Origin of the sequence: Paenibacillus sp. LS1, assembly GCF_026013365.1 — a bacterium.
Taxonomy (GTDB): Bacteria; Bacillota; Bacilli; order Paenibacillales; family Paenibacillaceae; genus Paenibacillus.
This window is the reverse complement of the sequence record NZ_JAPDOE010000001.1, coordinates 718766-744512: the sequence shown is the minus strand read 5'-3', so window position 1 is coordinate 744512 and position 25747 is coordinate 718766. Positions and strand designations below refer to the sequence as shown.

19 protein-coding genes are annotated in these 25747 nt (G+C 48.9%); 18 read left to right on the top strand and 1 reads right to left on the bottom strand.

The window, feature by feature from the left end:
- Window positions 1-20 precede the first annotated feature (20 nt).
- Entirely contained in the window at window positions 21-1253 is a 1233-nt protein-coding gene (locus tag OM416_RS02980) for an aminopeptidase (protein WP_264926862.1), read from the bottom strand.
- A 234-nt stretch (window positions 1254-1487) separates the two neighbouring features.
- Between OM416_RS02980 and OM416_RS02975 the strand changes: the two genes are divergently transcribed.
- The 18 genes from OM416_RS02975 to OM416_RS02890 all read left to right on the top strand — a co-directional run bounded on the left by OM416_RS02975 (window position 1488) and on the right by OM416_RS02890 (window position 25459).
- A complete protein-coding gene (locus OM416_RS02975; RefSeq protein ID WP_319951885.1) occupies window positions 1488-1760 on the top strand; it encodes a hypothetical protein in 273 nt (90 codons plus the stop codon).
- 180 nt (window positions 1761-1940) lie between these two features.
- On the top strand, window positions 1941-2750 hold the full coding sequence (locus tag OM416_RS02970; protein WP_062834815.1) for an MBL fold metallo-hydrolase: 810 nt from the start codon (window positions 1941-1943) through the stop codon (window positions 2748-2750).
- 179 nt (window positions 2751-2929) lie between these two features.
- Window positions 2930-3940 carry an aldose 1-epimerase gene (locus tag OM416_RS02965; RefSeq protein WP_264926856.1) on the top strand — a complete coding sequence of 337 codons (1011 nt, stop codon included), beginning with the start codon at window positions 2930-2932 and terminating at the stop codon, window positions 3938-3940.
- Window positions 3941-4073: 133 nt separating this feature from the next.
- Window positions 4074-5462: a class II fumarate hydratase gene (fumC, locus tag OM416_RS02960; protein WP_264926854.1), complete on the top strand. Its 1389-nt coding sequence runs from the start codon at window positions 4074-4076 to the stop codon at window positions 5460-5462.
- A gap of 178 nt (window positions 5463-5640) precedes the next feature.
- Window positions 5641-8385: a CHASE3 domain-containing protein gene (locus tag OM416_RS02955; protein ID WP_264926852.1), complete on the top strand. Its 2745-nt coding sequence runs from the start codon at window positions 5641-5643 to the stop codon at window positions 8383-8385.
- A gap of 220 nt (window positions 8386-8605) precedes the next feature.
- A complete protein-coding gene (locus tag OM416_RS02950) occupies window positions 8606-10228 on the top strand; it encodes a PucR family transcriptional regulator (protein WP_264926850.1) in 1623 nt (540 codons plus the stop codon).
- Between the two features lie 238 nt (window positions 10229-10466).
- Window positions 10467-11972: a factor-independent urate hydroxylase gene (gene pucL / locus OM416_RS02945; RefSeq protein ID WP_264926848.1), complete on the top strand. Its 1506-nt coding sequence runs from the start codon at window positions 10467-10469 to the stop codon at window positions 11970-11972.
- Window positions 11972-12349: a hydroxyisourate hydrolase gene (gene uraH / locus OM416_RS02940; protein WP_264926846.1), complete on the top strand. Its 378-nt coding sequence runs from the start codon at window positions 11972-11974 to the stop codon at window positions 12347-12349. The genes pucL and uraH overlap by 1 nt, the downstream gene beginning before the upstream one ends.
- A 43-nt stretch (window positions 12350-12392) precedes the next feature.
- Window positions 12393-13796, top strand: coding sequence for an allantoinase AllB (gene allB, locus OM416_RS02935; protein ID WP_264926844.1), 1404 nt, complete (start codon window positions 12393-12395; stop codon window positions 13794-13796).
- Window positions 13793-15100: a Zn-dependent hydrolase gene (locus OM416_RS02930; RefSeq protein ID WP_264926842.1), complete on the top strand. Its 1308-nt coding sequence runs from the start codon at window positions 13793-13795 to the stop codon at window positions 15098-15100. Before allB ends, OM416_RS02930 begins: the two co-directional genes overlap by 4 nt.
- Window positions 15101-15106: 6 nt before the next feature.
- Entirely contained in the window at window positions 15107-16348 is a 1242-nt protein-coding gene (locus OM416_RS02925; protein ID WP_264926840.1) for a pyridoxal-phosphate-dependent aminotransferase family protein, read from the top strand.
- The gene (ggt, locus tag OM416_RS02920) at window positions 16342-17937 is read left to right on the top strand and encodes a gamma-glutamyltransferase (RefSeq protein WP_264926838.1); all 1596 of its coding nucleotides are present in this window, start codon (window positions 16342-16344) and stop codon (window positions 17935-17937) included. Before OM416_RS02925 ends, ggt begins: the two co-directional genes overlap by 7 nt.
- Window positions 17938-17997: 60 nt before the next feature.
- Window positions 17998-19320: a 5'-deoxyadenosine deaminase gene (locus OM416_RS02915; protein WP_264926836.1), complete on the top strand. Its 1323-nt coding sequence runs from the start codon at window positions 17998-18000 to the stop codon at window positions 19318-19320.
- Window positions 19321-19362: 42 nt separating this feature from the next.
- Window positions 19363-20643 carry an XdhC family protein gene (locus OM416_RS02910; RefSeq protein WP_264926834.1) on the top strand — a complete coding sequence of 427 codons (1281 nt, stop codon included), beginning with the start codon at window positions 19363-19365 and terminating at the stop codon, window positions 20641-20643.
- Window positions 20609-21277 (top strand): NTP transferase domain-containing protein, encoded by a 669-nt coding sequence (locus OM416_RS02905; RefSeq protein WP_264926832.1) that lies wholly within the window; start codon window positions 20609-20611, stop codon window positions 21275-21277. Before OM416_RS02910 ends, OM416_RS02905 begins: the two co-directional genes overlap by 35 nt.
- A 391-nt stretch (window positions 21278-21668) precedes the next feature.
- Window positions 21669-22583, top strand: a complete 915-nt coding sequence (locus tag OM416_RS02900; protein WP_264926830.1) for an FAD binding domain-containing protein — start codon at window positions 21669-21671, stop codon at window positions 22581-22583.
- Window positions 22584-22616: 33 nt separating this feature from the next.
- Entirely contained in the window at window positions 22617-24944 is a 2328-nt protein-coding gene (gene pucD, locus OM416_RS02895) for a xanthine dehydrogenase subunit D (RefSeq protein WP_264926829.1), read from the top strand.
- Complete coding sequence (locus OM416_RS02890; RefSeq protein WP_264926827.1) at window positions 24941-25459, top strand: (2Fe-2S)-binding protein; 519 nt, start codon at window positions 24941-24943, stop codon at window positions 25457-25459. Before pucD ends, OM416_RS02890 begins: the two co-directional genes overlap by 4 nt.
- Window positions 25460-25747: the final 288 nt, after the last annotated feature.

Genomic DNA, 25747 nt, shown 5'->3' with positions numbered 1-25747 from the left:
CTAATTAACATCAAACGGGATTAAAATGCCCAGTTTCCTTGCAGGAAGATTGGCTCTTCGGCGCCTTCGGAGGTCACGCCGTTGATATTCATTTCGCCAGATCCAATCATGAAGTCTACATGAGTGAGACTGGAGTTCATGCCACGTTCAATCAACTCTTCTTTGGACATCGTTTTACCACCTTCCAGACAGAAGGCATAGGCATTACCGATCGCCAAATGGTTGGAGGCATTTTCGTCAAACAGGGTATTGTAGAACAAAATATTCGTATCGGAAATCGGTGACTGATGTGGAACGAGGGCTACTTCACCCAGATAGTGTGCTCCTTCATCCATCTCGATCAGGTTTTTGAGTGCATCCAGTCCCTGCTCAGCGGTGTAATCTACGATTCGACCGTTCTCAAATGTAAGGGAGAATCCATCAATCAGGTTGCCGCCGTAGCTCAGTGGTTTCGTGCTGCGCACTGTGCCGTTAACGCCAGTTTTCAGTGGAGCCGTGAATACTTCTTCTGTAGGCATATTGGCAATAAAGACATGTCCTTGCTCATTCACACTTCCACCGGATACCCAGATATGGCCTTCTGGAAGTTCGATGGTCAGGTCTGTACCTGGAGCTGTATAGTGGAGCTTTTTGTATTTTTTGTTGTTCAGCAGATCAGCGCGGGAATCAAGATTTTGCAAATGGGTCTTCCATTCGGCAACAGCATCCTGTTCACCGATCCGTACTGTTTTGAAAATGACGTCCCACAGGCGATCCACTTGTTGTGTTTCCGGCAGATCCGGGAACACTTTAGCTGCCCATTCAGGAGAAGGAACGGCTACGATGGACCAGCTGAATTTGTCAGCCATCTGATAAGAACGATATTTTTCGAGCGCTTTGCCGCGCACTTTTTGGCTAGTAATAATCCGTTCCTGAGCTACTCCGTTCAGCAAATCCGGATTTTCAGCGATAACGTGCAGAATAGCGGCACCTTCTTCAACGAGTTCCGTCATTTCAGCTGCAAACCATTTCGGTTCAATAGAGAAAGCTTCATCAGGTGCAAGATCGTAATGAAGACGTGTAACGGTTTCGTCACTCCAGTTTACTTTGACCAATTTGGCACCTTTACCGTAAGCTGCTTTGACGATTAGTCGTACAAAATGCGCTGCCGAGATTGGAGCGTTAACCACGAGTGTCTGTCCAGGATGGACATTAACACCAACTTGTACAGCCAGTTCAGCATATTGCTGCAGATTCGTTTCAAAAGTATTCATGCTATTTTTTCCTCCAATGTGATAATAATATCGTAGCTTGTTGGCTAATATAGATGTTGTTCAAACACGTATTATAATCCTCATTACAACGATGTAAGGACTCAGAATGGTTCCTTCATTGAATAAGGTATACGTTGCTACGATATATATTGTACAATTAACCAATAATAATTACCAAACTAGGTTTACCAGAAATGTAGGAGACCTACTGTAGATGAAAGATTAAAGGAGAGAATGATTGTGAATATTGAAATTATCCGTACTGAAATGCGCCGTGAAGGTGAAAAAGGGTACGTGGGAAATACCGTTTACCGCACAGAAGGCGAAAAGTCAGTGTATGAGATTACCTTCATGAGCAAGAACGGAAAAGACTGGGACTATAGCTTGCATTTCACAGAACAATCCGGAGATGAAGATGAGTTGCTGCGTATGGACGAGCTGCTTGAGAATGATGACGATCTGTACAATCAATTGCTCGATGCTGCTTTGGAGGCATTTCCGGCTTAACTGGCCGAGATGTTCTTGTTCTATTGTGTCGTGTTGATGACTATACTAGACGGTGTATGCCCGAAACAGGGTGTATACCGTCTATTTTATTGGAAATGTTGAATAGATGATCCAGAAAAGGGAAGTCTACGAGATGAATGGAACCAGAGAGACAATCCGCCTAATGGGAGGTAACCGTGAATGGCATCTGACAATCTGATTACAGAAGGGTTGACGGGGCTTGAAGAAGTCGCGCCCGATATTCTCAGTCTGCGTACACTATTCGTTAATGTCGTGTTCATCGGAGAGCCAGGAAGCAGGAACTGGGTCCTCGTGGACACCGGAATGGCGAGGTTCACGGATCATATTGTTCAGGTTGCAAGCGAACGTTTTCAAGGTCCGCCATCTGCGATCATATTGACACATGGCCACTTCGACCATGTAGGAACCGTTATTGAACTGGAACAATTCTGGGGTGTGCCTGTATATGCGCACCCGCTTGAGATTCCATATTTGACGGGATTGAAAGATTACCCGCCGGCGGACCCTTCTGTAGGTGGAGGTCTAATGTCCAGATTGTCATTCGCTTATCCCAATGAGGCAATCAATCTGGATGATCGGATATTCAGTCTGCCGAAAGATCATTCCGTTCCAGGCGTATCGGGATGGGAATGGGTGCACACGCCAGGTCACACACCTGGACATGTGTCACTGTTTCGGGAAGCGGATCGTTTGCTGATTGCAGGGGACGCGATCATTACGGTGAAGCAGGAATCGCTGTGGAGTGTGTTACTTCAGGACAAACAGTTGCATGGCCCGCCATCTTATTTCACAACCGATTGGCAGGCTGCACATCAATCTGTTCAGCATATAAGGCATCTGGAGCCGAAACTTGCCATTACTGGGCATGGGCATGCCTTGAGCGGAGATATGCTAAGTGAATCCCTCAAGCAGCTTGATCTGGACTTTGAAGAGAGCACGGTGCCGGATCACGGCAAATACGTAGATTAATTGAACCATAATAAGAATGGTGACAGAGACAGCCGCAGCCGTTTGCAGCTGTCTTTTTCATTTCTTTTTTGAGGTTTAATCATGAATTTGTTCTCTATCATAGATTGGTATTTTGTGCCCGGGCATGATATAGTCGAGCCGTATAATATAACCTTAGTATGCAGGAGGTACATATAACGATGACACAGCAAAATGCAGCATTCGAAGAACAATTTGGAGGGATTCCGGCCGTCTGGCTTCGTTTTAATCAATTTGAAGCGGCAGTTATTCCAAGCGTGGGTGCCAACCTCGTCGCTTTCCGGGATACCGAAAAGGAATTCCGTTACTTGAGAGAGCCGAATCAGGATCAGATGGATGAGTTTATGGCTGCACCTGCGGTCTATGGAATTCCAATTCTTTCTCCGCCGAACCGTTATGAGGATGGTCGCTTCCCCTGGAATGGTAAAGTCTATCAATTGCCTGTGAATGAACCGGCTACAGGTAATCATTTGCATGGATTCTTGCACGATGCCGAATGGAAGGTTGAGGGATACGGTTCTGACCAATTGGAGAGTTATGTGCTGCTTAGCCAGGACGTGAGAGAGGGACATACATTCCATCAGTACCTGCCGTTTACGTTCACGGTAACGCTTCGTTACTCTTTGAGTAGCCAAGGACTTCAGCAGCAATTGATCGTGCGCAATAACGGGAAGGAATACATGCCTAACCTGTTTGCATTCCACACGGCGATCGCTGTACCGTTCGCACCAGACAGCCAAGCCTCGGACTACACGGCCAAAATTACGATTGGACAACGCCGTGAATTGAATGAGCGTTCATTGCCAACTGGACAATTTCAACCGCTTACACCTGAGGAAGAACAATTGAAGAAAGACGGAGGTAGTCCGTTCTTTGCAGCTATGGATAATCATTACACGGCAGAACCTCAGAATGGGCGTAACTATATGGAGCTTACGGATCAACGTACTGGAGACAAACTGGTATATGATGTGGGTACATCGTACAAGCATTGGATGATCTGGAACAATAACATGGGTGGCGAATTCTTCTGTCCTGAACCACAGATGAACCTGGTTAATGCCCCGAATGTTGAAGGCATCCCGGCGGAAGAAATCGGATTGATCGGTCTGGAGCCAGGTGAACTATTCGAACAGACTAGCCGACTGTATCCCATTGCGTCACAAAAATAAATTCATGTCCATTTTGCGCTACGCTTACAATTTTGTCGAAAAGGTGAAAACCTGCTCGTAAATCATGTATAATATGACGAGATACACAAGCTTTGTAGAGACCCAAACCATCTTTTTGGAGGAGGACAAGCAAGTGGAATACCGCATTGAGAGAGATACGTTAGGCGAAATGAAAGTACCAGCCGACAGGCTGTGGGGAGCTCAGACGCAGCGTAGCAAGGAGAACTTTCCGATTGGCAGTGAACATATGCCGATGGAAGTTATACGTGCCCTTGCCATTTTGAAAAAAAGTGCTGCGGCCAGTAACCATAAATTGGGTAAATTATCTGCGGCCAAGTCCGATGCCATTGCTTATGCAGCAGACGAGATTATTGCAGGCCGAATTGACGACCATTTCCCACTGGTTGTGTGGCAGACAGGAAGCGGAACACAATCCAACATGAACGTGAATGAAGTCATTGCTAATCTGGGTAACCAACTGCTGGAGCAAAAGGGCAAGGAAGAGCGTCTGCATCCAAATGATGACGTGAACATGTCCCAGAGCTCTAACGACACATTCCCAACGGCTCTGCATGTCGCAGGTGTTCTGGCTGTTGAGGATCAACTTTTGCCGGCAATTGCGGTATTGAAATCCACTTTTGCAGACAAGTCGAAATCATTCAAGGATATTATCAAAATTGGACGTACCCACCTTCAGGATGCAACACCGATTACGCTCGGTCAGGAGATCAGTGGTTGGGAAGCCATGTTGGGCAAGAGCGAGCGCATGATTCGTGAAAGTGTGCAGTACCTGAAAGAGCTTGCGATCGGCGGTACAGCTGTCGGAACGGGCATTAATGCGCATCCGGACTTTGGAGACTTTACTGCCAAGGAGATTGGCAAGCATACAGGTAAGGATTTTGTATCTGCACCAAACAAATTCCATGCACTTACGAGTCATGATGAGGTTGTGTATGCGCACGGTGCGGTTAAAGCGCTTGCAGCTGATTTGATGAAAATCGCCAATGACGTCCGCTGGTTAGCCAGTGGCCCTCGTAGTGGATTGGGAGAAATCCGTATTCCGGAGAATGAGCCAGGCAGCTCCATTATGCCAGGTAAAGTCAACCCAACTCAGAGTGAGGCCATCACCATGGTGGTTACGCAGGTCATGGGGAATGATGCAGCGATTGGATTCGCAGCGAGTCAGGGTAATTTTGAACTGAATGTATTCAAACCGGTCATCATCTATAACTTCCTGCAATCTGTGCAACTGCTGGCGGACTCCATTATTGCGTTTAATGACAAGTGTGCCGTAGGCATCGAGCCTAACCTGGATCAGATTGAACATAATCTGAACAACTCACTTATGCTCGTTACAGCGCTCAACCCGTACATTGGATATGAGAATGCAGCCAAAATTGCAAAGCTTGCGCATAAAGAAGGCTTGTCTTTGAAACAGGCGACGTTACAAACGGGCCTGCTTACGGAAGAGCAATTTGATCAATATGTCGATCCAGCCAAAATGATCGCTCCAAAGGCCTAAAATCAGCCTAAATGAGTAATACGGATGGATGAAGATGACGACCTGCATAAGCAGGTCGTTTTTCTTATGCAGATGGATGAACTTAAAGCTTGTCAGACTATACGTATACATATAAACTACATATGCAACAGTTTTAATGTACATGAATGGGATTCGTATATATTTGGAGGTTTCCGCGTTGTCAAAAACGAGAAGATTTACGATACGCTCCAAAATTCTATTGGGCTATCTTGTAGTTGTGCTTTTGTTTGGTGCTGTTTTACTAGTGCTTACGGCCCAAATCAATGTGTTACAGAAGGAAAATGATTTTATCAGCCATCATGATCTGGAAGTACATAATCTGACAAACGCCATTGAAAAAAATGTCTTGAACATGGAAACAGGACAGCGTGGATTCATGATTACAGGCAATGAAAGTTACCTGGAGCCTTATTCCCAAGGCCTCTCGCAGTGGAATACGAACTATGATCAGCTAAATGCTCTCATTAGTGACAATCCTTCACAGCAGCAGAGTCTGCAGAATATCAAATCACATATTACACGCTGGATTGAGATCGCTGGGGAACCGTCGGTAAACTTGAAAAAGCAAGGGGATCAAGCACAGGTAATTGCTTTCTTCCAGTCTGATCCGGGTAAATCTGAAATTGACTTGCTGAGAACCCAGCTCGCGACCTTCCGTAACACCGAAATTGCGCTGACGGAAGCAAGGGTAACTGATCTTGCCGCACGTAGCTCCACACTGTTGACGATTATGTATACGCTCTGGGGTGTTATTGCAGCATTATCAATTACCGCTGCGATCGTAATCTCAGGGAATATCGTCAAAACGTTACGAGATGTCATGCAAACGATCAGTGATATTTCCAAAGGTGGGAACCTGAAGCAGCGAATTCAGGTGCGAACACGTGATGAAGTGGGTGATCTGGGGAATGAAACGAACAAGTTGCTGGATGAAGTGCAGGAACAGAATCGGATCAAGGACCAGATCACAGGCATTGCCACACTTTTGCAGAACCCGACTACGCTGGAGGGATTGTCACGCTTGTTCCTGAACGAGCTTGCCATCCTGTTTGAAATTCCCTATAGCGTCTTGTATTACTGGAAAGATAATCGACTGCTGCGCGTGGCTGCATATGCTGCGGATGGAGAGAAAGAACGTTCACTCGGTAAAGTGTCGCTTGCCCCGGGTGAGGGTCTTGTGGGTCAAAGTGCTGTCGAGAAGCGAGTGTTGCGCATGAATGATCTGCCCCAAAACTATATCCGAATCTCTTCGGGTCTCGGGTATGCATCTGCGGCATCACTTACCGTAGTACCGGTCCTGTTCGAAGGCAGAACTATTGCGGTAATTGAGCTTGCTTCAATGAAGCCGCTGCAAGAGAGTGACATGAAGCTGATGCAAGAACTGACGGACATTTTCGGTGTTTCACTACATTCCACCGTCACTCGTATGGAATTACAGCAATTATATGATGAATCACAAGTTCTGAATGAAGAATTACAGGCACAATCGGAGAAACTTCAGGCGCAGACCGAAGAAATGCTGTCTCAGACAGAGGAACTGCAAATGCAGACCGAAGAGCTTCATATGCTTAACGATCGCCTGGAAGTACAGAAGAGCGCTGCAGAGACATCAGCCAATGAACTCTCGGTTGTGGCGGATCAGTTACGAACGAGCTCGGGGTACAAATCAGAGTTTTTGGCGAACATGTCCCATGAACTGCGGACACCGCTCAACAGCATGTTGATTTTATCGGAAATATTGTCTGAAAACAAAAATCAACACTTGAATAGTGAAGAGCAGAACTATGCTTCAGTCATTCACAAATCAGGCAAGGACCTGCTGAATCTGATCAACGATATTCTGGATCTATCCAAAGTGGAAGCCGGACAGATGGAAGTGGATTTCGATGATGTCTACCTGGGCAGTCTGCCTGAAGTCATGAATCAGTATTTCTTGAAAACAGCGGAACAGAAAAAAATAGATTTTCGTATTCAGCTCCAAAGTCCTTTGCCGGAAGTGATCGTGACAGATGAGATGAGATTGCATCAGATTCTCCGAAATCTGCTCTCGAACGCATTCAAGTTCACCAGTGAGGGTGAAGTAGCCTTAACCATCTCCAGAATGAGTCTGGCGAACCTTGAAGAGAACGGCCAAGAGACCGACGTGATTGCTTTCTCCGTCAGTGATACAGGGATCGGGATTGCGGATAACAAACTCCTGCAGATCTTCGATGCATTCAAACAGGCGGATGGAGCTACAGCACGTAAATACGGAGGAACCGGTTTGGGCTTGTCCATCTCTCAATCGCTTGCGACCCTGCTGGGTGGTTCAATCTCGGCAACAAGCCGTGAAGGACATGGCAGTGTGTTCACGCTGTTCCTGCCACTGCGAAGAGATGAACCTGAGACCATCCAAGCATCCCGGTTGTTCCTGAATGAGGTGGCTAGCACCACGCCAGAGATCAATAAACTTCCTTCATTGATCCCGGCTCAATCGGATATTTTATTGACACCGTTGGAAGAATCGTTGCTGAGCGGCCGTCAAGTGCTGGTCGTTGATGATGATATACGTAATGTATATGCTCTGGCTAACGCTCTTGAGCAATACGGCATGAATGTCATTTCAGCGCAGAACGGGTACGAGTGTCTGGAATTGTTGGAGCGTGGAGGAGTCAAACCTGATATCATCATGATGGATATCATGATGCCTGAACTGGATGGCTACGAGACAACTCGCCAGATCCGCGAACGACTTGGTCTGACTCAGCTTCCGATTATTGCGCTGACTGCCAAGGCCATGAAAGAGGATCGGGAAAAATGTATTGCAGCAGGCGCTTCGGACTATCTCAGCAAACCGCTGAATATCAAAGAAGTATTATCACGAATGAAGTTATGGATCAATCACGAAACATTGGAAATCTGATCTGAAAACCTATGCCGATTACAGGAGAGTGCGCTGTAATTAGGTCATAGGTTTTATTTTTTTGCCGTGTAAGCTTTATTCTGGAATTTGATGTTATAATACTTAACAATAAACCGAGTTAAATGGATGAATATATATTTAATTAGAAATATAATCCAAAATAAAGATGTAGGAACGAGAATAACACATTTATGTGTTATATATATGGGAGGTAGTGTCCATGCAACTTACGGTCAAAGAGGCTTTACAGGTATACCCGTTGTCAGAGGCCAAACTGGTTGCGGGTGGAGAAGGGACTTCACGGATGATGAAATCCGTTAACGTCATGGACGCTCCTGATATCGCGGATTGGATCAAATCCGGAGAAATGTTGTTCACCACCGCTTTTATTATGAAAGACAGCGAGACGGATGCACTACGTTTGATGCGGCGCTTGAATGAACGTGGCTGTGCAGGACTCGGCATCAAGCTGGGGCGTTTCTGGCAGTCCATTCCCCAAGGTATTGTCGAGGAAGCCGATCGACTTCGTTTACCGCTGCTTGAGCTTCCTTTTCAATTCACTTTCTCCGACCAGATGAATGCCTTGTTCAAGGCTGAACATGAACGCAGTAACCGATTGCTGCATGAGGTCGTGCAGAAGCAGAAGAAATTAATGCAGTTTGCGCTGCAACAGCAGCCACACCGGAATGTGTTTGCAGAACTAGCCACGGTATTGAACTATCCGCTTGCCGTCATTGGTTCTCGTGGGCATGTGCTCTATGGCAGTGAAGGCATTGCGGGAGATGCGGTAACACAAGGCTGGCCTTGGAAATCCGTCATGCATCGAGTGAAATGGAATCAGGGAAGCTGTCATCGCGTACCGATTAAGCAAAATGATGAAGAGTACGGATCGTTGCTTGTGTTTACGGATTCAGCCCTATCGCTTCGAGCAGAAGAAGAGCTGTTCCAGCAGGCTGCTGATGTACTGGCATTCTATATGGATATGACTTATCGTGAGCATATTAATCCGACCGTGCAAGATGAGATGCGCACACTGCTTTCACAGTATTTGGACAACAAAATGACGGTTCAGGAATTGACCACCTTGAGCGAAAACAAAGGTGTCCATTTGTTCCAGGGAACCTATCAGTGCGTGCTGATTACGCTTGAGCCAACTGTGTTTGCCGAGGGAAAGCTACTGAAACAGATTCATCGCGAGTTGCAATACAATCCGCTGATGCAATTTACGGCCTCACAGCATTTTCAGATCGAAGATGGCATTCTGTCTATATACACCTGTCCAACAGGGCGAGATTACGGAGAGGAGCTGTCGAGTTTTCTGTTGAGCCGGTTCGGTGATGTTCTGGCAGCACAAGAAGCGAAAGGAGCGCCGGCTCCGCGATTCTGGATCAGCAAAATGAAGCATGAGCCCAAATCGCTCCGTGAAGCGTACCAGGAGTGTCTGGATACTCGACAATTGGCTCGTCGGTTCGGTATGAAAGACCGTGCGCTGCAATTTGAAATGCTTGAATTTGCCTACGTTTTTCAACATGTACCGGATAACATCATGGAGAACTACTGCAACAAAGTACTTGAACCGTTACTTGCCAGGGACGGTGATCCCAATCAGGTGCTGATGAATACATTGGAGTCCTTTATCGAAAATGACGGATTGATCAATGAAGCTGCCAAGCAGCTGTTTGTGCACCGGAACACGGTCACCTATCGGATGGAGAAAGTCGGCAGCTTACTGCAAATGGACTTTAAAAAGACAAATGATCTGCTTAAGTTAAAGCTGGTATTCACCTTCCGCAAGTTTGTGCGGGACAAAGCAGCTGCAAGACCCCACAATGTTCAACTCTAGACCGCATATTGTGCAACATGACAATGCAACGGGTCAGAACCCCAAGAACCGCATTCCCTTGATGGAGTGCGGTTTCTTTGTGTTCGAGGATAACGAAAGCTGATTTTCCCGTGCACAGCAAACAAATCACAACTCTGATGTTATGTTATATTACAAAATTGCGTAAATATTGTTGTCGCGGTATTGAACGACACTTAGAATGAAGAACAATAATCTACAACAGACCGGAGGTTCTAACATGAGCGACTTAATTAAACTTGTTAACAACTGGTCTATCACGCAATTCGTGCATACGTTTGGCGGCTTATTCGAGGAATCACCATGGGTGGCTGAGCGTTCCGGGCTTTCACGACCTTTCGATTCATTTGAACAGATGATGAATGTGATGAAGAACGTGGTTCATGCATCGAATGACCAGGTGAAGTTGCAGTTGCTTCGAAATCACCCGGATCTTGGAGCACGAATCAGCATGAGCAGCAACTCCGTTCAAGAACAGGCTGGTGCAGGGCTTGATTCACTGTCACGGGAACAATACAACGAACTTCTACAATTAAACAAAGCATATACAAGCCAATTTGGCTTTCCATTCATATTGGCCGTGAAAGGCCATACCGCAAGCTCCATCCTCGAATCCATGAGGCAACGTCATCGCCGAGGCAGGGAAGAAGAATTCGAGACTGCTTTGAAGGAAGTATTCAAAATTGCGGGCATTCGCTTGGAGCAATGGCTCGCACAGATCGGTCATGAACATGAGTTTGTAAGCAAGCCAGCCGCAGTACAGCAGCGGACCATGTATTACGGCAAAGGGGATGTGTGGATGTACCGTTCCTACGCCAAGCCGTTGACGGATATACAGTCCATTCCGGAATCTCCGTTTATGGGACGCAGCAATATTCTGTTTGGATTGAACATTAAGGTCGCTGTGCAGGGCGATGAATTCTTGCCTTCTTTTGCAGAAGGGGATAATTCGCTGGTGGTGGCAACCGATTCGATGAAGAATTTCATTCTTAGACATGCAGCGGATTACACAGGGGCGACGGTGGAAGGGTTTCTTGCGCTGGTAAGTCGGCGTTTCCTGGAGACGTATCCGCAGATGAGCAAGGTTCAGATGACAGCGGACCAGATTCCTTTTGAAGATATACCGATTGGATTGGAAGGAAGTTATCGACCGAGTGCACTCGTATTCCGTTATTCGCAGAATGATCGTGCAACAGCTGCCGTGGAAGCAGAACGAACAGGAGACTCAATTGAATTAAGCAACCATTTCAGTGGTGTAGCCGATCTAAGACTGATCAAGGTCAAAGGCAGTGAATTTGCCGGATTTATGCAGGATGAATATACGACTCTTCCAGAGACATGGGATCGACCGTTATTTATTTTCCTGAATATTAATTGGCGTTATGAGGACCCGAGAGACGGTATAGATGATCAGCGTGGACGGTATGTAGCGGCGGAACAGGTCAGGGATTTGGCTGCGGCGGTATTTCATGAGTGCCGATCCGCTTCCATTCAACATCTGATCTATCAGATTGGACGAAGGTTGTTAAGTCGATTTGAGCAACTGAGTGAGGTTTCATTTGAATCCAACAATCGGACCTGGGAGACGGTGCTGGAGGAAGTGAAAGAGGGGGAAGGCAAAGTGTTTACCGAGCCGAGACCGCCATATGGATTCCAGGGTTTCTCGATGACCAGGGATGATCTGGGAACAGACGGCCGTGAGTCCGGGAAAGCAGGTGATATCTAATGTCGATGTCTGAAGGACGAATTACAACACATGTGCTGGATACATCCAAAGGCGTGCCTGCTGCAGGTGTTCGGATCGAGCTGTATACCTTGAAAAGGGATGGAGAGCAGGAAAGCAAGACAAAAGTTGCGGAGTCGGTGACCAATGCGGATGGACGTTTGGATACACCACTGCTGGATGGCGGCAAGCTGGAGCAAGCGATATATGAGCTTCAATTCCATGTCGAGAGTTATTACGCACAGCGTTCATTGGAGGAGTTGGGGCAGGCGCTATGGACAATTGTTCCGATTCGTTTTGCGGTATCTGATGCCTCAAGCCATTACCACATTCCATTATTGATTGCTCCAGGAGGTTACAGTACATACCGGGGAAGCTGAGTATGCACACATCCGGTTCTGATTCAGGGGGAGGGTCATCCATATGACAACATTTGATACCATCATCCGGGGGGCCCGAGTGGTTCTGAAAGATCGGGTAGAGCAACTGGATATTGGCATTACTGGTGAAAAAATAACAGACATATCGACACGGCTGGCCGCTGGCGAAACGACTAGGCTTATAGAAGCTGAAGGCCTTACGGTGATGCCGGGTGTAGTGGACATTCATGTACACTTCAATGAACCCGGACTCGCCAGTTGGGAGGGGTTTCGGTCTGGATCGGCATCCCTTGCCGCAGGTGGAATCACAACCTATGTCGATATGCCGCTTAACGGCGTACCGCCAACTACACGGCCGGACGCATGGGAGATGAAAAAGAAAGCAGCAACAGAACAATCGTATGTTGATTATGCCTTCTGGGGAGGCTTGGTTCCCGGCAATCGTGAGGAACTGGCTCCACTGTCACGGTTGGGTGCTGCCGGATTCAAGGCATTTATGTCCGAGCCGGGTGGAGAAGGGGAAGATATCTTTGCCAGAGCCGATGACCATACGCTACTGGACGGGATGCATGAAATTGCAAAATTAAACCGGGTGCTGGCACTTCATGCAGAGGACGAAGGCATGGTTGCTGAACTCGGCGCGAAAAGCATTGCGGAGGGAAAGACTGGACCAATGGACTATGTCCGGTCCCGTCCTGTTGAAGCCGAAGTCGTCGCGGTTGCCCGGGCGTTGAAGTATGGTGAACAGACCGGTTGTGCGCTTCATTTCGTGCATATTAGTACCCGGGAAGCACTGGATCTGATTGCAGCGGCCAAACGGCGTGGGCAGGATGTCACTTCGGAGACATGCCCTCATTATCTGACGCTAATTGATCAGGATGTGATCCGATTGGGTGCTGTAGCGAAATGCGCTCCACCGCTTCGCAGCTTATCTGAACAGGAGCAGTTATGGGATGCACTGACTTCAGGATTGATTGATGTTATTGCTTCGGACCATTCGCCATGTCCGCCATCCATGAAACAATCTGATAACTTTTTTGAAATCTGGGGCGGTATATCAGGGGCACAAAGCACACTGCTGATCATGCTGGAGGACGGACATCTTCAGCGCAATATCGACCTCCCGTTGCTCGGAAGAGTGCTCTCCCTGCAACCTGCCAGAAGGCTTGGTCTGAAGAGCAAAGGAGAGATTGCAATTGGCATGGATGCCGATCTCGTCTTGATTGACTGGGAGAAAAGCACAACCCTGAACACGGAGGATCTGCTCTATACACATCAACAGAGCCCTTATGTGGGACGTACATTTAACTGTCGCATTGCAGACGTATTCTGTCGTGGGCAACGGGTATATAACTCGGAATCTGGATTATCTCCTGAACCTATTGGGAAGCACATTGCAGCCCACTCCTCTAGTCCCATTGAGGCGAGAACGGGGGAGAAGCCATGACAGAATCTGGAGTATACCGGTCATCTGGTACGAATAATCCACCTATTCCTTTACCGAATGTGGAACAGGTGGAGCTGCAAGCCATGCTTGATTGGTTGTCGACATATGGTGCGGATGCACAGGGTGGCGTTACACGACTGTTGTATGACTCGGCTTGGTGTGAAGCACAGGGTGCCCTTGCTGCCAAGATGCAGGAGAAAGGACTGTCTCCCGAGTTCGACCAGTCCGGTAATCTGTATGGAACACTGAAGGGCGAGGATAAGGAATCAGCGATGGGTGCTGAGGAATTACCAATTGTGACCGGATCGCATATTGATTCTGTCGTGTATGGTGGCAAGTATGATGGTGCTTACGGTGTGGTAGCGGGAGTCCTGGCATTGGAGTATTTACAGAAGCATTTCGGAGCACCGAAACGCACGCTTCAAGTGGTATCGCTATGTGAAGAAGAGGGAAGTCGCTTTCCTTTCGCGTATTGGGGTTCACGCAGTATAACAGGCATAACGGCTCTGGAAGACGTAGAGCATTTGAAGGATCAAGACGGCGTTACATTTGCACAAGCGATCCGGGATGCAGGCTTTGGACCCGATAGTGCATATAGACCTGCCGCCAAAAATTACGGTGCCTTTATTGAGCTTCACATTGAGCAAGGTCAGGTTTTGGAACGTCTCGGACATTCGATAGGAGTTGTATCCGATATCGTAGGTCAGAAGCGGTTCAGTATTACTGTCAGCGGAGAAGCAAACCACGCGGGAACGACGCCGATGTCCTGGCGCAAGGACGCACTTGCCGGAGCAGCCGAGATGATTGCTGCGGTAAGGAATATCGCATTGGAAGCAGGAGAACCGCTGGTAGCCACGGTTGGACGAATCACAGCCGATCCGGGTGTTGGGAACGTGGTTGCTGCCCGGGCGGTGTTTTCACTGGATATCCGCCATATCCGGCAGGAGAGTATTGATCGCTGCTGGAAAGATATGCTCCAGGCTTTTAGTCGTATCGCAGCCGAGCAGCAGCTCGGACTGGACTGGGAGGAACATCTGTCGGTGACGCCCATTCCTATGAGTGCAGAGATGATCGCGGACATTCAAGATATCTGTGAGCAGGAGCAATTGTCCTATTGTCCAATGCCAAGCGGGGCGGGACATGATTCGCAGATTTTTCAGCCGGCTTGTCCGACGGCCATGATCTTTGTGCCGAGCCAGGACGGTATTAGTCATAATCCACTTGAATATACAGCTGAAGCAGACCTGATGCACGGTTTTCAGGTTCTGGTCCGGCTACTCTATAAATATGGTTACGGGAGTTGAATGCAGATGTCCAACTATAAAGAGTTATCTCCGTCCTTGCGGACCATTATGACCCCGGGACCCGTTGAGGTTGATCCACGCGTACTTAGAGCGTTATCCTTTCCAATCCTGGGTCAGTTTGACCCGGAATTCACATCCTTGATGAACGAGACGATGGAGATGCTGCGTGAGTTATACATGACAGAAAACGAGTGGTGTTATCCGGTAGACGGTACATCCCGTTCAGGCATTGAAGCTGTGTTGGTCAGTCTGATCCAGCCTGGTGACAAAGTTCTCGTCCCGATCTACGGTCGATTCGGACATCTGCTGGTTGAAATCTCGGAACGCTGTGGTGCCGAGGTTGTCTTTTTTGAAACGGAATGGGGAACGGTATTTGATCCGGACGAGGTGATCAAGGCGATTCATACCCATAAACCGAGTCTGGTTGCGATGGTTCACGGTGAAACATCCACCGGACAGATGCAACCCCTCGCCGAGATTGGCAAAGCCTGTCGCGAGCTTGATATTTTACTCGTTGTAGATGCTGTGGCAACCATTGGCGGCACACCCGTGGAGACGGATGCCTGGCATCTGGATGCGGTGATGGGCGGCACGCAGAAATGCCTGTCCGTTCCTTCAGGGATGGCACCTCTCACGTACAACAGTCGTGTGGAGCAGAAACTGATGAGCCGCAAAACAGTTGAACGCGGACTGCGAGATGCAACCAGTGCGCGGGCAGAAGGCCGCACCATTGCCAGCAATTATTTTGACCTGAGCCAATTGCAGGATTACTGGAGTTCAGCACGGTTGAACCACCATACGGAGGCAACTTCCATGCTCTACGGTCTTCACGAAGGGTTGCGCATTCTGCTGCAAGAAGGGTTGGAGGCCAGGTTCCAGAGACATCGGGTGAATGAACGTGCGTTGGTCGCCGGAATTCAGGGAATGGGATTGCAGTTGTATGGGGATATGTCCAGCAAACTTCCGGTGGTCACTTGTATCACGATTCCTGAGGGGATCGATGGCGAGTCGGTGCGCAGCATGTTGCTGAATGATTTCAGCATTGAGATTGCCAGTTCATTCGGACCGTTGAAAGGACAAATCTGGCGGATCGGTACGATGGGATTCAGCTGCCAACGCAAAAATGTACTTCATGTGCTCGGAGCTTTGGAAGCTGTTCTTCTCCGTCATCGTCACGTATTACCAGCCGGTGAAGCGGTGCAGGCAGCGATGGATGTGTATGCAGGGAAGGAGGGCGCCTTATGTTAAACCAAATGCCAATCTCCAGAGAGGTCATGGTCACCACTCCTCATTACCTGGCGAGTGCAGTAGGTAGCTCCATCCTTCAGCAAGGCGGGAATGCTTACGATGCTGCTGTTGCGGTCAGTGCAGCACTAGGTGTGGTATATCCGCATATGACCGGACTTGGCGGGGACGCCTTCTTCCTGATTCATGATGGAACGAGCGGTGAGATTACCGCCTATAACGGAAGTGGCCGCTCAGCCGCAGGCATTCATGCCGATACGTTCAAAGCGATGGGTATGAATGCCATTCCTCAGCGCGGTGTGCTTAGTGCCATCACGGTTCCGGGAATGGTGGATGCTTGGTGGGAAGTTTGGTCCCGATACGGAAAGTTACCGTGGGAGCAATTGCTTGAACCTGCCGCGCAGTATGCGGAGAAAGGATGCCCTGTATCCCGAAATCTCCGCCTGTGGATGGAAAGGGATGAAGATTTCATACTGGGTCATACACCGCTGCGAGCGGTATTTGCCCCTTCGGGTACACTTTTGCAGGAAGGTGAGCTGCTGATCCAGTCTGAACTCGCTACCTCCATTCGTCTGATTCAGACGGGAGGGCGAGATGCTTTTTATACAGGGGAGCTTGCGGATCGTATGGCTTCGGCTATTCGTGAGGATGGGGGCATGCTTGCGCCAGCGGACTTTGCGGGTCATCGGGGTGAGTGGGTGAAACCTGTTAGTACGGGTTATCGTGGCTATGAAGTTCATCAGATGCCGCCCAACTCGCAGGGATTCTCGATGCTGATGATGTTAAATATGCTGGAGCATACGGATCTGTCCTCTGTAGCACGGACCTCACCGGAATTCTATCATCTGATGGCGGAAGTTGTGAAAAAGGCGTTTCGGGATCGTGACCGCTATCTGACGGACCCGGATTTCAGGGACATTCCGCTGGATCATCTGTTATCCAAGGAATACGGAGACCAATTGTGGAATGAGATTCAATCTGCTCCACCTGTGGCACAGCCGTTTTTGTCCAAAACGATAGGTCAGGACACGGCGTATGCAGCGGTTGTCGATAGCGAAGGCAATGCCGTTTCCTTCATTCAAAGCCTGTATTTTGACTTCGGTGCAGCGTATGTACCAGGGGATACGGGGGTTATCATGCAGAACCGGGGATCGTTTTTCTCCTTAGATCCGAGAGATGCCAACGTGCTGGAACCGAATAAACGCTCATTCCATACTCTCATGCCGGGCCTCGTTACACGAGATGGCAAACCTTATATGCTCGTGGGCACGCAGGGAGGAGAAGGTCAGCCGCAGACGCAATTATCGGTGCTTACCGGAGTGCTTGATTACGGGCTCAACATCCAGGAAGCGATCAGCCTGCCGCGTTGGGTGTACGGACGTACCTGGGGTGAAGAAGGCGATACGATGCGTGTGGAGAACCGATATCATGATGACGTATGTGCAACCCTTGCCCAGTGGGGACATAACGTTGAAGCCAGAGCGCCGTGGGACGGTATTATGGGACAGTCGCAAGGCATTGTCATTCGTGAGGACGGCATGATTAGCGGCGCAGCAGACCCTAGGGGCGACGGTATGGCTATTGGATGGTAACGGCTAGCTGAACACGTATAAGTTTAACTATACAGACAGACACAGATAGGGGAGATTGGCATGGGAACGATCCTGCTGAAGGGCGCACAGCTTGTGACGATGAATTCAGAAGAGGAAGTATTCATTGGAGATTTGTTGATCGAGGATAATAAAATCAAGGAGATTGCAGCTCACATCGACGTTCAGGCTGATCAGGTCATTGATGCTCGCGGCAAAGTGCTGTTACCAGGCTTTATCCAGACGCATATTCATCTGTGTCAGACCTTGTTCCGTGGACGTGCGGATGATCTGGAACTGATGGATTGGCTCCGTCAACGCATCTGGCCGCTGGAAGCAGCGCATGATGAGGAGTCCGTCTATTATTCGGCAATGCTTGGACTCGGCGAATTGATCTCCAGTGGAACTACGACCATTCTGGATATGGAGACGGTACATCACACAGACTCGGCATTTCAGGCGATGGCACAGAGCGGCATTCGGGTCATTTCCGGCAAGGTTATGATGGATCATGGAGACGAGGTTCCGGAACCCCTGCGGGAGAATACAGCGACTTCGTTGCAACAGAGTGTGGATCTGCTGGAAAAATGGAACGGGTTTGGCGGAGGACGCATTCAGTATGCTTTCTGTCCACGCTTCGTAGTATCGTGTACCGAAGAATTGCTGGTAGAGGTGCGAGACCTGTCGAATAAATATCATGTCAAAGTCCACACCCATGCCTCCGAGAATCGCGGAGAGATTGAACTGGTAGAACACGAACGCGGAATGCGTAACATCATATACCTCGATCATATCGGTCTGGCTACCCCGAGATTGGTGCTTGCTCATTGTGTATGGCTAAGTGAGGAAGAGAAAGAGATCATCCGCAAGCGCGGTGTCAAAGTCACTCACTGTCCTGGATCAAATATGAAACTTTCCTCCGGGGTAGCGGATATTCCGGATCTGCTGAATCGTCAGATCGCGGTTGGGATCGGGGCCGATGGTGCCGCGTGCAACAACAATCTGGATATGTTTCAGGAGATGCGCCTCACGGCCCTGATGCAGAAGATTCCTCATGGCCCAACGGTGATGGATGCACGGACGGTATTGCGCATGGCTACTATGGGTGGTGCAGAGGTGCTCGGCTTGTCGAAGGAAATCGGCAGTCTCGAAGTGGGCAAAAAGGCAGATATGCTGCTGCTGGATCTGGATGATTTCCACACGTATCCTTCCTATGAGACGGATGTATATTCCCGCGTAGTGTATTCTGCAACACGAAGCTGTGTGGACACCGTGATTATCGATGGAAGTATCGTGCTCAAAAATCGTAAGATTCAGACGATCGATCGTGGCATTGTGCTGCGTGAGTCGGATAAGAGCATTGCGAGATTGATGAAGCGCATCTGATTGAAGGAAGTTTATGCGATTCCAGAAAGGATGGAGACCGATATGGAAATGCATGATCTGTGTGCAATCGCAGCCCGTGAAACGCGTTGCGTGCTCGCAACAGCGATCAAGGTAGAGGGTCATGCTTACCGTAAGCAGGGAGTCTCTATGCTGTTGACCGAGGATGGCAAAATGGTTGGCAGTATCAGTCCGGGATGCCTGGAGAGTGATCTTCAGGCCCGGGTGAGCCATGTGCTGGATACAAAGCAGATGGAATTCGCGGAATACGATATGCGTCCCGAGGATGATCTGTCTTGGGGTGAGACGATCGGGTGTGGTGGACTCGTTGTTGTGTTGCTTGAACCTGTGTGTGGTGAACTCCGACATACGTTGCAGAAGATGCATGAGTGTTTGCAAACCGGGGCTACAACAGCGTTAACCCGAATGTTCCAAGATGATTATACGAAGGTTCAATATGGCTGGAAACGGATTGAGCCTGCGGAAACGAGCCACGAGCCAAACTTGCGTCCTTCGCTTGTCCTTCGTCATGATCGCGTGGTAAATCATAATCTAGCACCATTGCAGGGTGATGAACAACACAGCAGCGGAAATACCAAGCATGAGAATACAGCATCCACACAACATTCTCCCGAAATACCTCGCCTTACGCTTGTGCCTGAAGTGGTAACTGCTACGTCAAACGGATCTCACTCTTCCCATCTGTCCGCTAATTCACAACATATCTCTGAGGCTGATGCTGAAATAGCGACAAATAACACGATTTCAACGAATCCCTGGAACCTCCCGCAGCAACATACTTCGCTATACACGCCTAAACCTCGCCTGATTATCATCGGAGCCGGGAATGATGTTATTCCTGTTGCCAGACTCGCCCGATCTGCAGGATTCCGAGTAGTTGTAGCCGATTGGCGAGAGTCCTTATGTACCTCGGAACGATTCCCTGAAGCTGAACTTGTACTTGGTTTCCCACGTGAGATTATGCCTCTGTTAAACGTGAACAATCGGGATTATCTGATTCTCATGAGTCACAATTTCCCACGCGAACGTGAACTGCTGGAGATGGTAGTGAACTGTGAGTATGCGTACCTTGGCATCATGGGTTCCAAAACACGAACAGCCCGTCTGCTGGATGGCTTCCCACCGTTGAAATATGTGCATTCTCCCGTTGGTTTGAGTATCGGAGCAGACGGTCCCGAACAGATCGCCATCAGCATTGCAGCTGAATTGATCGCATGTAAACATAAGGTCTCTTCTTTGAGTTCTGAGGTGCAGAAGGGGAGCGTTGCACATGCGAATGACGGGCATAGTTCTGGCAGCAGGTAAGAGTCGTCGCCTTGGTCGGGATAAACTCTCGGTTGTCATGCCTGACGGAAGGTCGCTGGCTGCATGGTCATTGGAAGCTGCGCTGAATTCGGAGTTGGATCAAGTGGTTTGTGTGGTCAAACCGGAAGATTCGTTGGCATGGCTACCTGTAAAATGGTTTGATTCTGCCACGTATGCCTATCATCCCACAGCAAGACTTCGTATTGTAGTCTGTGCTGACTATGCCTGCGGCATGGCCAATTCTCTTCATTCTGGCGTATTGTCCGCCATGGAGTATAAACCGGAGGGCATCCTCATGCTTCTGGGGGATCAGCCTTTATTGCAAGCACAGGATATCAATCTGGTGACCACAGCACTGGCTACCCACAAGCTGAGTGACTATGTCGCAGCTACCGACGGTGAGGGAGGTAAACCGCCTGTTGCTTTTCGCTCCCATATGATTGGACCTCTGTTGTCCTTGCATGGAGATGAGGGGGCACGCAAGATTATGCGTAGCGCTAACTATTCAGGTGTACATGTACCACTGTCTGAGACTAGTTTCTGGGACGCGGATACAGAACTGGAATTGGAACGCATTTTGAATCATGTATATGAATCGTATCAGACAGACTACACAACAGGAGAAGATTATTGATTATGTGAATCAATTTCATAACTCGATAAAAATGGATTTTTGTAACTAGATATAGACAAATTGAATCGTTTTGATCTATATCTAGCCCTGATTGAAGCAGCCAAAGGTATTGTGAAATTGATTCATGTATAATTTAATAACATGATCAGGTCAGCCAGGCAGTCTGGTTGGCCTGTTTGTCTTCTTTTAACGTGTGGTTAAAGAGAGACTGTGTTAGCTTTCGATAGATCATAATGCATCAAGCACAAACGAAACGCAGGTTTTATACATTTATCCAAAACGATGTGAAGGTAATTGACGTTGCTGCTGAACTCTCATATGATTTGAAGAATTATCTGGATTAAACGGTTGAATTTCCTGCCCATGGAAGAGAGAGAAAGGGGGTGCAGCGATGGTAACACCGGCATACGGTTCTGGAGCCATGCCATCGGTATGGCAGCCTGAGAATCTGCAAGAACTGCTAACGTTGAGAAGTAGACTAAAGGGAATATATTGTTTCACGGCAGGCGGAACATTGCTGCGAACCCAGTGGGAAGGTGGCTTAATTTCAGCGCCTGAACACATGATTAGTCTGGGTCGTATTCCTGAAATGAGCGGTGTATCTATTCGTGGAGATGAGCTGGTCATTGGAGCTATGACCCGATTGAAGGAATCTGCCTCACAAGCGTTGCTGCATCAACTGCCGATCCTGCAGGAAGCGGTGAATGCAATTGCTGCTCCTTCCATTCGTAATGTGGCAACCATTGGCGGGAATGTTGTATCCGGAGTAGGGGATACACTGACTGCTTTGCTTGTATATGATGCGGAGCTGCACTGGTTGACGGACAGCGGCATTGAGATCCGCAGTGTGTCTTCCTGGCTTCAGGGTGGACGGGATGGCAGCCGGAATTCAGGGGACGTCTTAATCTCGATTCATATTCCGATTAGAACGTCTTCTATGCTTGATGCGGAAGGTGAGTACAGATCTGTTGCACAAGAAGTTTCCTTTTACCGCAAGCTGGGTCGACGGGAGACGTTCAGTGCATCGCTGGTGACGGTTGCGTTATATGGGGAGATTGACTCGGATAACCGCTGGACCAAGATTGCGATTGCGGCAGGTGGGGGCTCAGGCATGGCGATGCGTCTCTTGGAGTCAGAACAACAGCTTCTCGGTAGCGAAGCTTCTGTTATACAAGCGGCGACTCTCGCAGCTGCTGTAGCTAGCGAATTTACGACGTATGGCGATGCATTCGCAACAGAACATTATCGCAAACAGACCGCAGGCAACATGCTTGGCGCCGGGCTATGGGAGGCACTTCACGAATAGAAGAATGGGATCACACAAAGGGGGAGAGGGATCATGCTGCTGAATCGGGAACAGAGCGGGAAACGCTGGCACCTGCGGCCAGATGGGGCACCCAAAGTAACAGGGCAGCTTCAATATCTGACAGATATGACGCTACCTGACATGATTCATGGCAGGGTATTGCGAAGCGAATATCCTCATGCTCGTCTATTGTCTATAGATACTACGGAAGCTGAGGCGTTGGAAGGTGTCTATGCGGTTCTGACCTCCAAAGATGTGCCTGGACTGAATCGTTTTGGTATTGCGACCCCGGATCAGCCTGTGTTCTGCGAGGATATTGTACGTTATGTTGGGGACGCCATTGCAGCGGTTGCTGCGGATTCCCCGGAACGTGCGGCGCTTGCGCTGGATGCGATTCGGGTAGTGTATGAGGAACTCACGCCACTTAACAGTACAGATGCTGCACTGGCTCCCGGCGCACCAGAGCTGCATGAGCATGGTCCAGGCAATGTACTGCATCGCACGGAGATCAAACGTGGGGATGCCGAGCAAGCCTTTGCCACATGTGATCATATCGTAACAGAGACGTATTATACACCTCGCCAGATGCATGCGTACATGGAGACAGAAGGTGGGCTGTTTGTGCCGGATGAAGAGGGAAGGCTGAATGTATACGCGGCAACGCAACATGGCTATAAAGACCGGATGCAGCTTGCACGCATTATTGGCTGTCCTGAAGAAGATATCCGGGTGGTGTCTTCACCGATTGGTGGTTCATTTGGTGGAAAAGATGAACTCAACGTACAGCCCTATGGTGCATTGCTGGCCTTGAGATGCGGACGTCCTGTGAAAATGCATAATTCGCGTAAAGAATCCGTGCGTGCAGGGCTGAAACGGCATCCAATGAAAATTGAAATGCAGACTGGCATGAGTCGAGAAGGCATAATTCAAGCGCATCGTGTCCGTATAACAGCAGATACCGGAGCGTATGCCACACTTGGTGCACCCGTGCTGAACTTCTGTACCGAACATTGCCTTGGACCCTACGCTATTCCTCATGTGGATGTGGAAGGTGTGTCTGTGTATACGAATAACGGGCTGTCAGGTGAGTTTCGCGGATTTGGCGGAAACCAGGCGATTTTTGCCATGGAGGGCCAGATGGATCGGCTTGCAGAAATCATGAACATGGACCCTTGGGAGTTCCGCAGGCGCAATATGAGGGAAAAGAATGATCCCGGACCGCTGAATCAACGGATTCTGGTTACGGATGGACTGTCCCAAGTATGGGAGGCATTGGATCGTTCCGAATTGTGGCAAAAACATCAGAGTCCCCCGGCAGATCCTGCTCTGCCGCCGTGGATCAAACGCGGAGTCGGAGCAGCCATCGCCATGCACGGTGCAGGGCTGGGTTACGGCATTCCGGACCCTGCGGGAGGCCGCCTGTCCCTGAATAACGAAGGCAAGATTGAGGTGGCGTTCAGCTACGAAGAATTCGGTCAGGGGCTCGTTGCAACGCTGGAAATTATGCTATGTGATCTGTTCCAATGCAGTACATCGGATCTCAGTATCATCATTGGAGACACGGACCGTGTGCCACACAGTGGGTCAAGTACCGCTTCGCGTTCAACAACGATGGCATGGATGGCTCTACAGCGGTTGCAAACTCCGTTTCGTTCCCGTGTTCTCGCTGTCGCGTCTGAAATGTCGGGCATTCCGACAGATGAACTGGTAACAGGACCTTGTGGTATATGGCACACAGGCCAGCTTCCTGCCGACACTTTAGAAGTAGAATCAGAATCAGGCTTTGTGATCTCGTATGCTGAACTCGCGATGCAGGGTGAAGCCGATGAATGGATTTTCGATACAAAGTTTGATTACCCAACTACGCCGGACAACGTGGTAGGCGGACATTATTTGTATACGTACGCGGCGGTTGCGGCAGAGGTTGAAGTGAATACCTTAACCGGGGAAACCAAGTTGCTCGATACACGTCATGTTGTGGCGGCAGGGCCGGTCATCAACCCTATGGGCTACATTGGACAGATTGAAGGCGGCAGTGTCATGGCCCTTGGATTTACGTTGACCGAGGATGCGGTCATGCAGGACAGCCGCTATCTAACGACCAACCTCGACACGTATCTGATCCCAACCATTCGGGATATTCATACCCATCTGGAGGTTGAGGCTATTGAAGACTTGCCCGAAGGTGATTCATTTGGCCCGAGAGGCATTGGTGAGATTGGTTCCGTAGCGCTTGCCCCGGCTATTACAGCGGCAATTCATCAGGCGACAGGCGTATGGGTCAACCGTCTTCCTGTACCGAGGGAACAACTGGTCAGGCCTTTAAATGTACCTTTGCAGGAAGGAGTGAGTCCATCATGAGTAAACCACTTGAGAATCACTGGACAGCCGTTGTGAATGGGGAACAGAAACATCTGGAGATTGCGCAAACGACCCGACTTGTCGATGTGCTTCGGACTCATTTGCAGCTGACGGGTACCAAAGTATCGTGCGAAGTTGGTCGCTGCGGCGCATGTATGGTTCTGATGGATGGTGAGCCTGTGAATTCCTGTCTTGTTATGGCTTATCAATGTGAAGGCAGTGAGATTACGACCATTGAAGGTCTGCACGGCGAAGAGAAAGGCACTCTGCATCCGATTCAACAGGCTTTTGTGGAGGAAGGTGGTTTCCAGTGCGGCTACTGTACTCCAGGCATGGTGATCTCAACCAAGGCATTGCTGGATGCACATCCTGAGCCTTCACAAGATCAGATAGAAACAGGACTGTGCGGGAATCTATGCCGATGTACCGGATACGGGGGCATCATTCGAGCGGTACGCAAAGCAGGGGAACGTTGTGCGCTAACGGAAACATCTACCGAGGAAACCGTAAGTTGAGCCGGGACGCAGGCCTAAGACATAAACGAGGGCAATTGAAGAAACGTACTTGAAAAAGCATTCGAACAGGAATGCTTTTTTTGTTGTTTATCCGGTTTTCTTCCAATTACACATCTAAGGTGAGATGAGGTTTCATACTCTAATTTGATTAAAGAATGAACCGTTTTCGTGAATTTTCAAATCTGATGAGAGAATGGAGGTATGATGTTCAAAATACGGGTATAAAAGAAGTTTAAGCATTTACATTCACCATATATTTACAAAAATTGATGCACATGCTATGTTTAC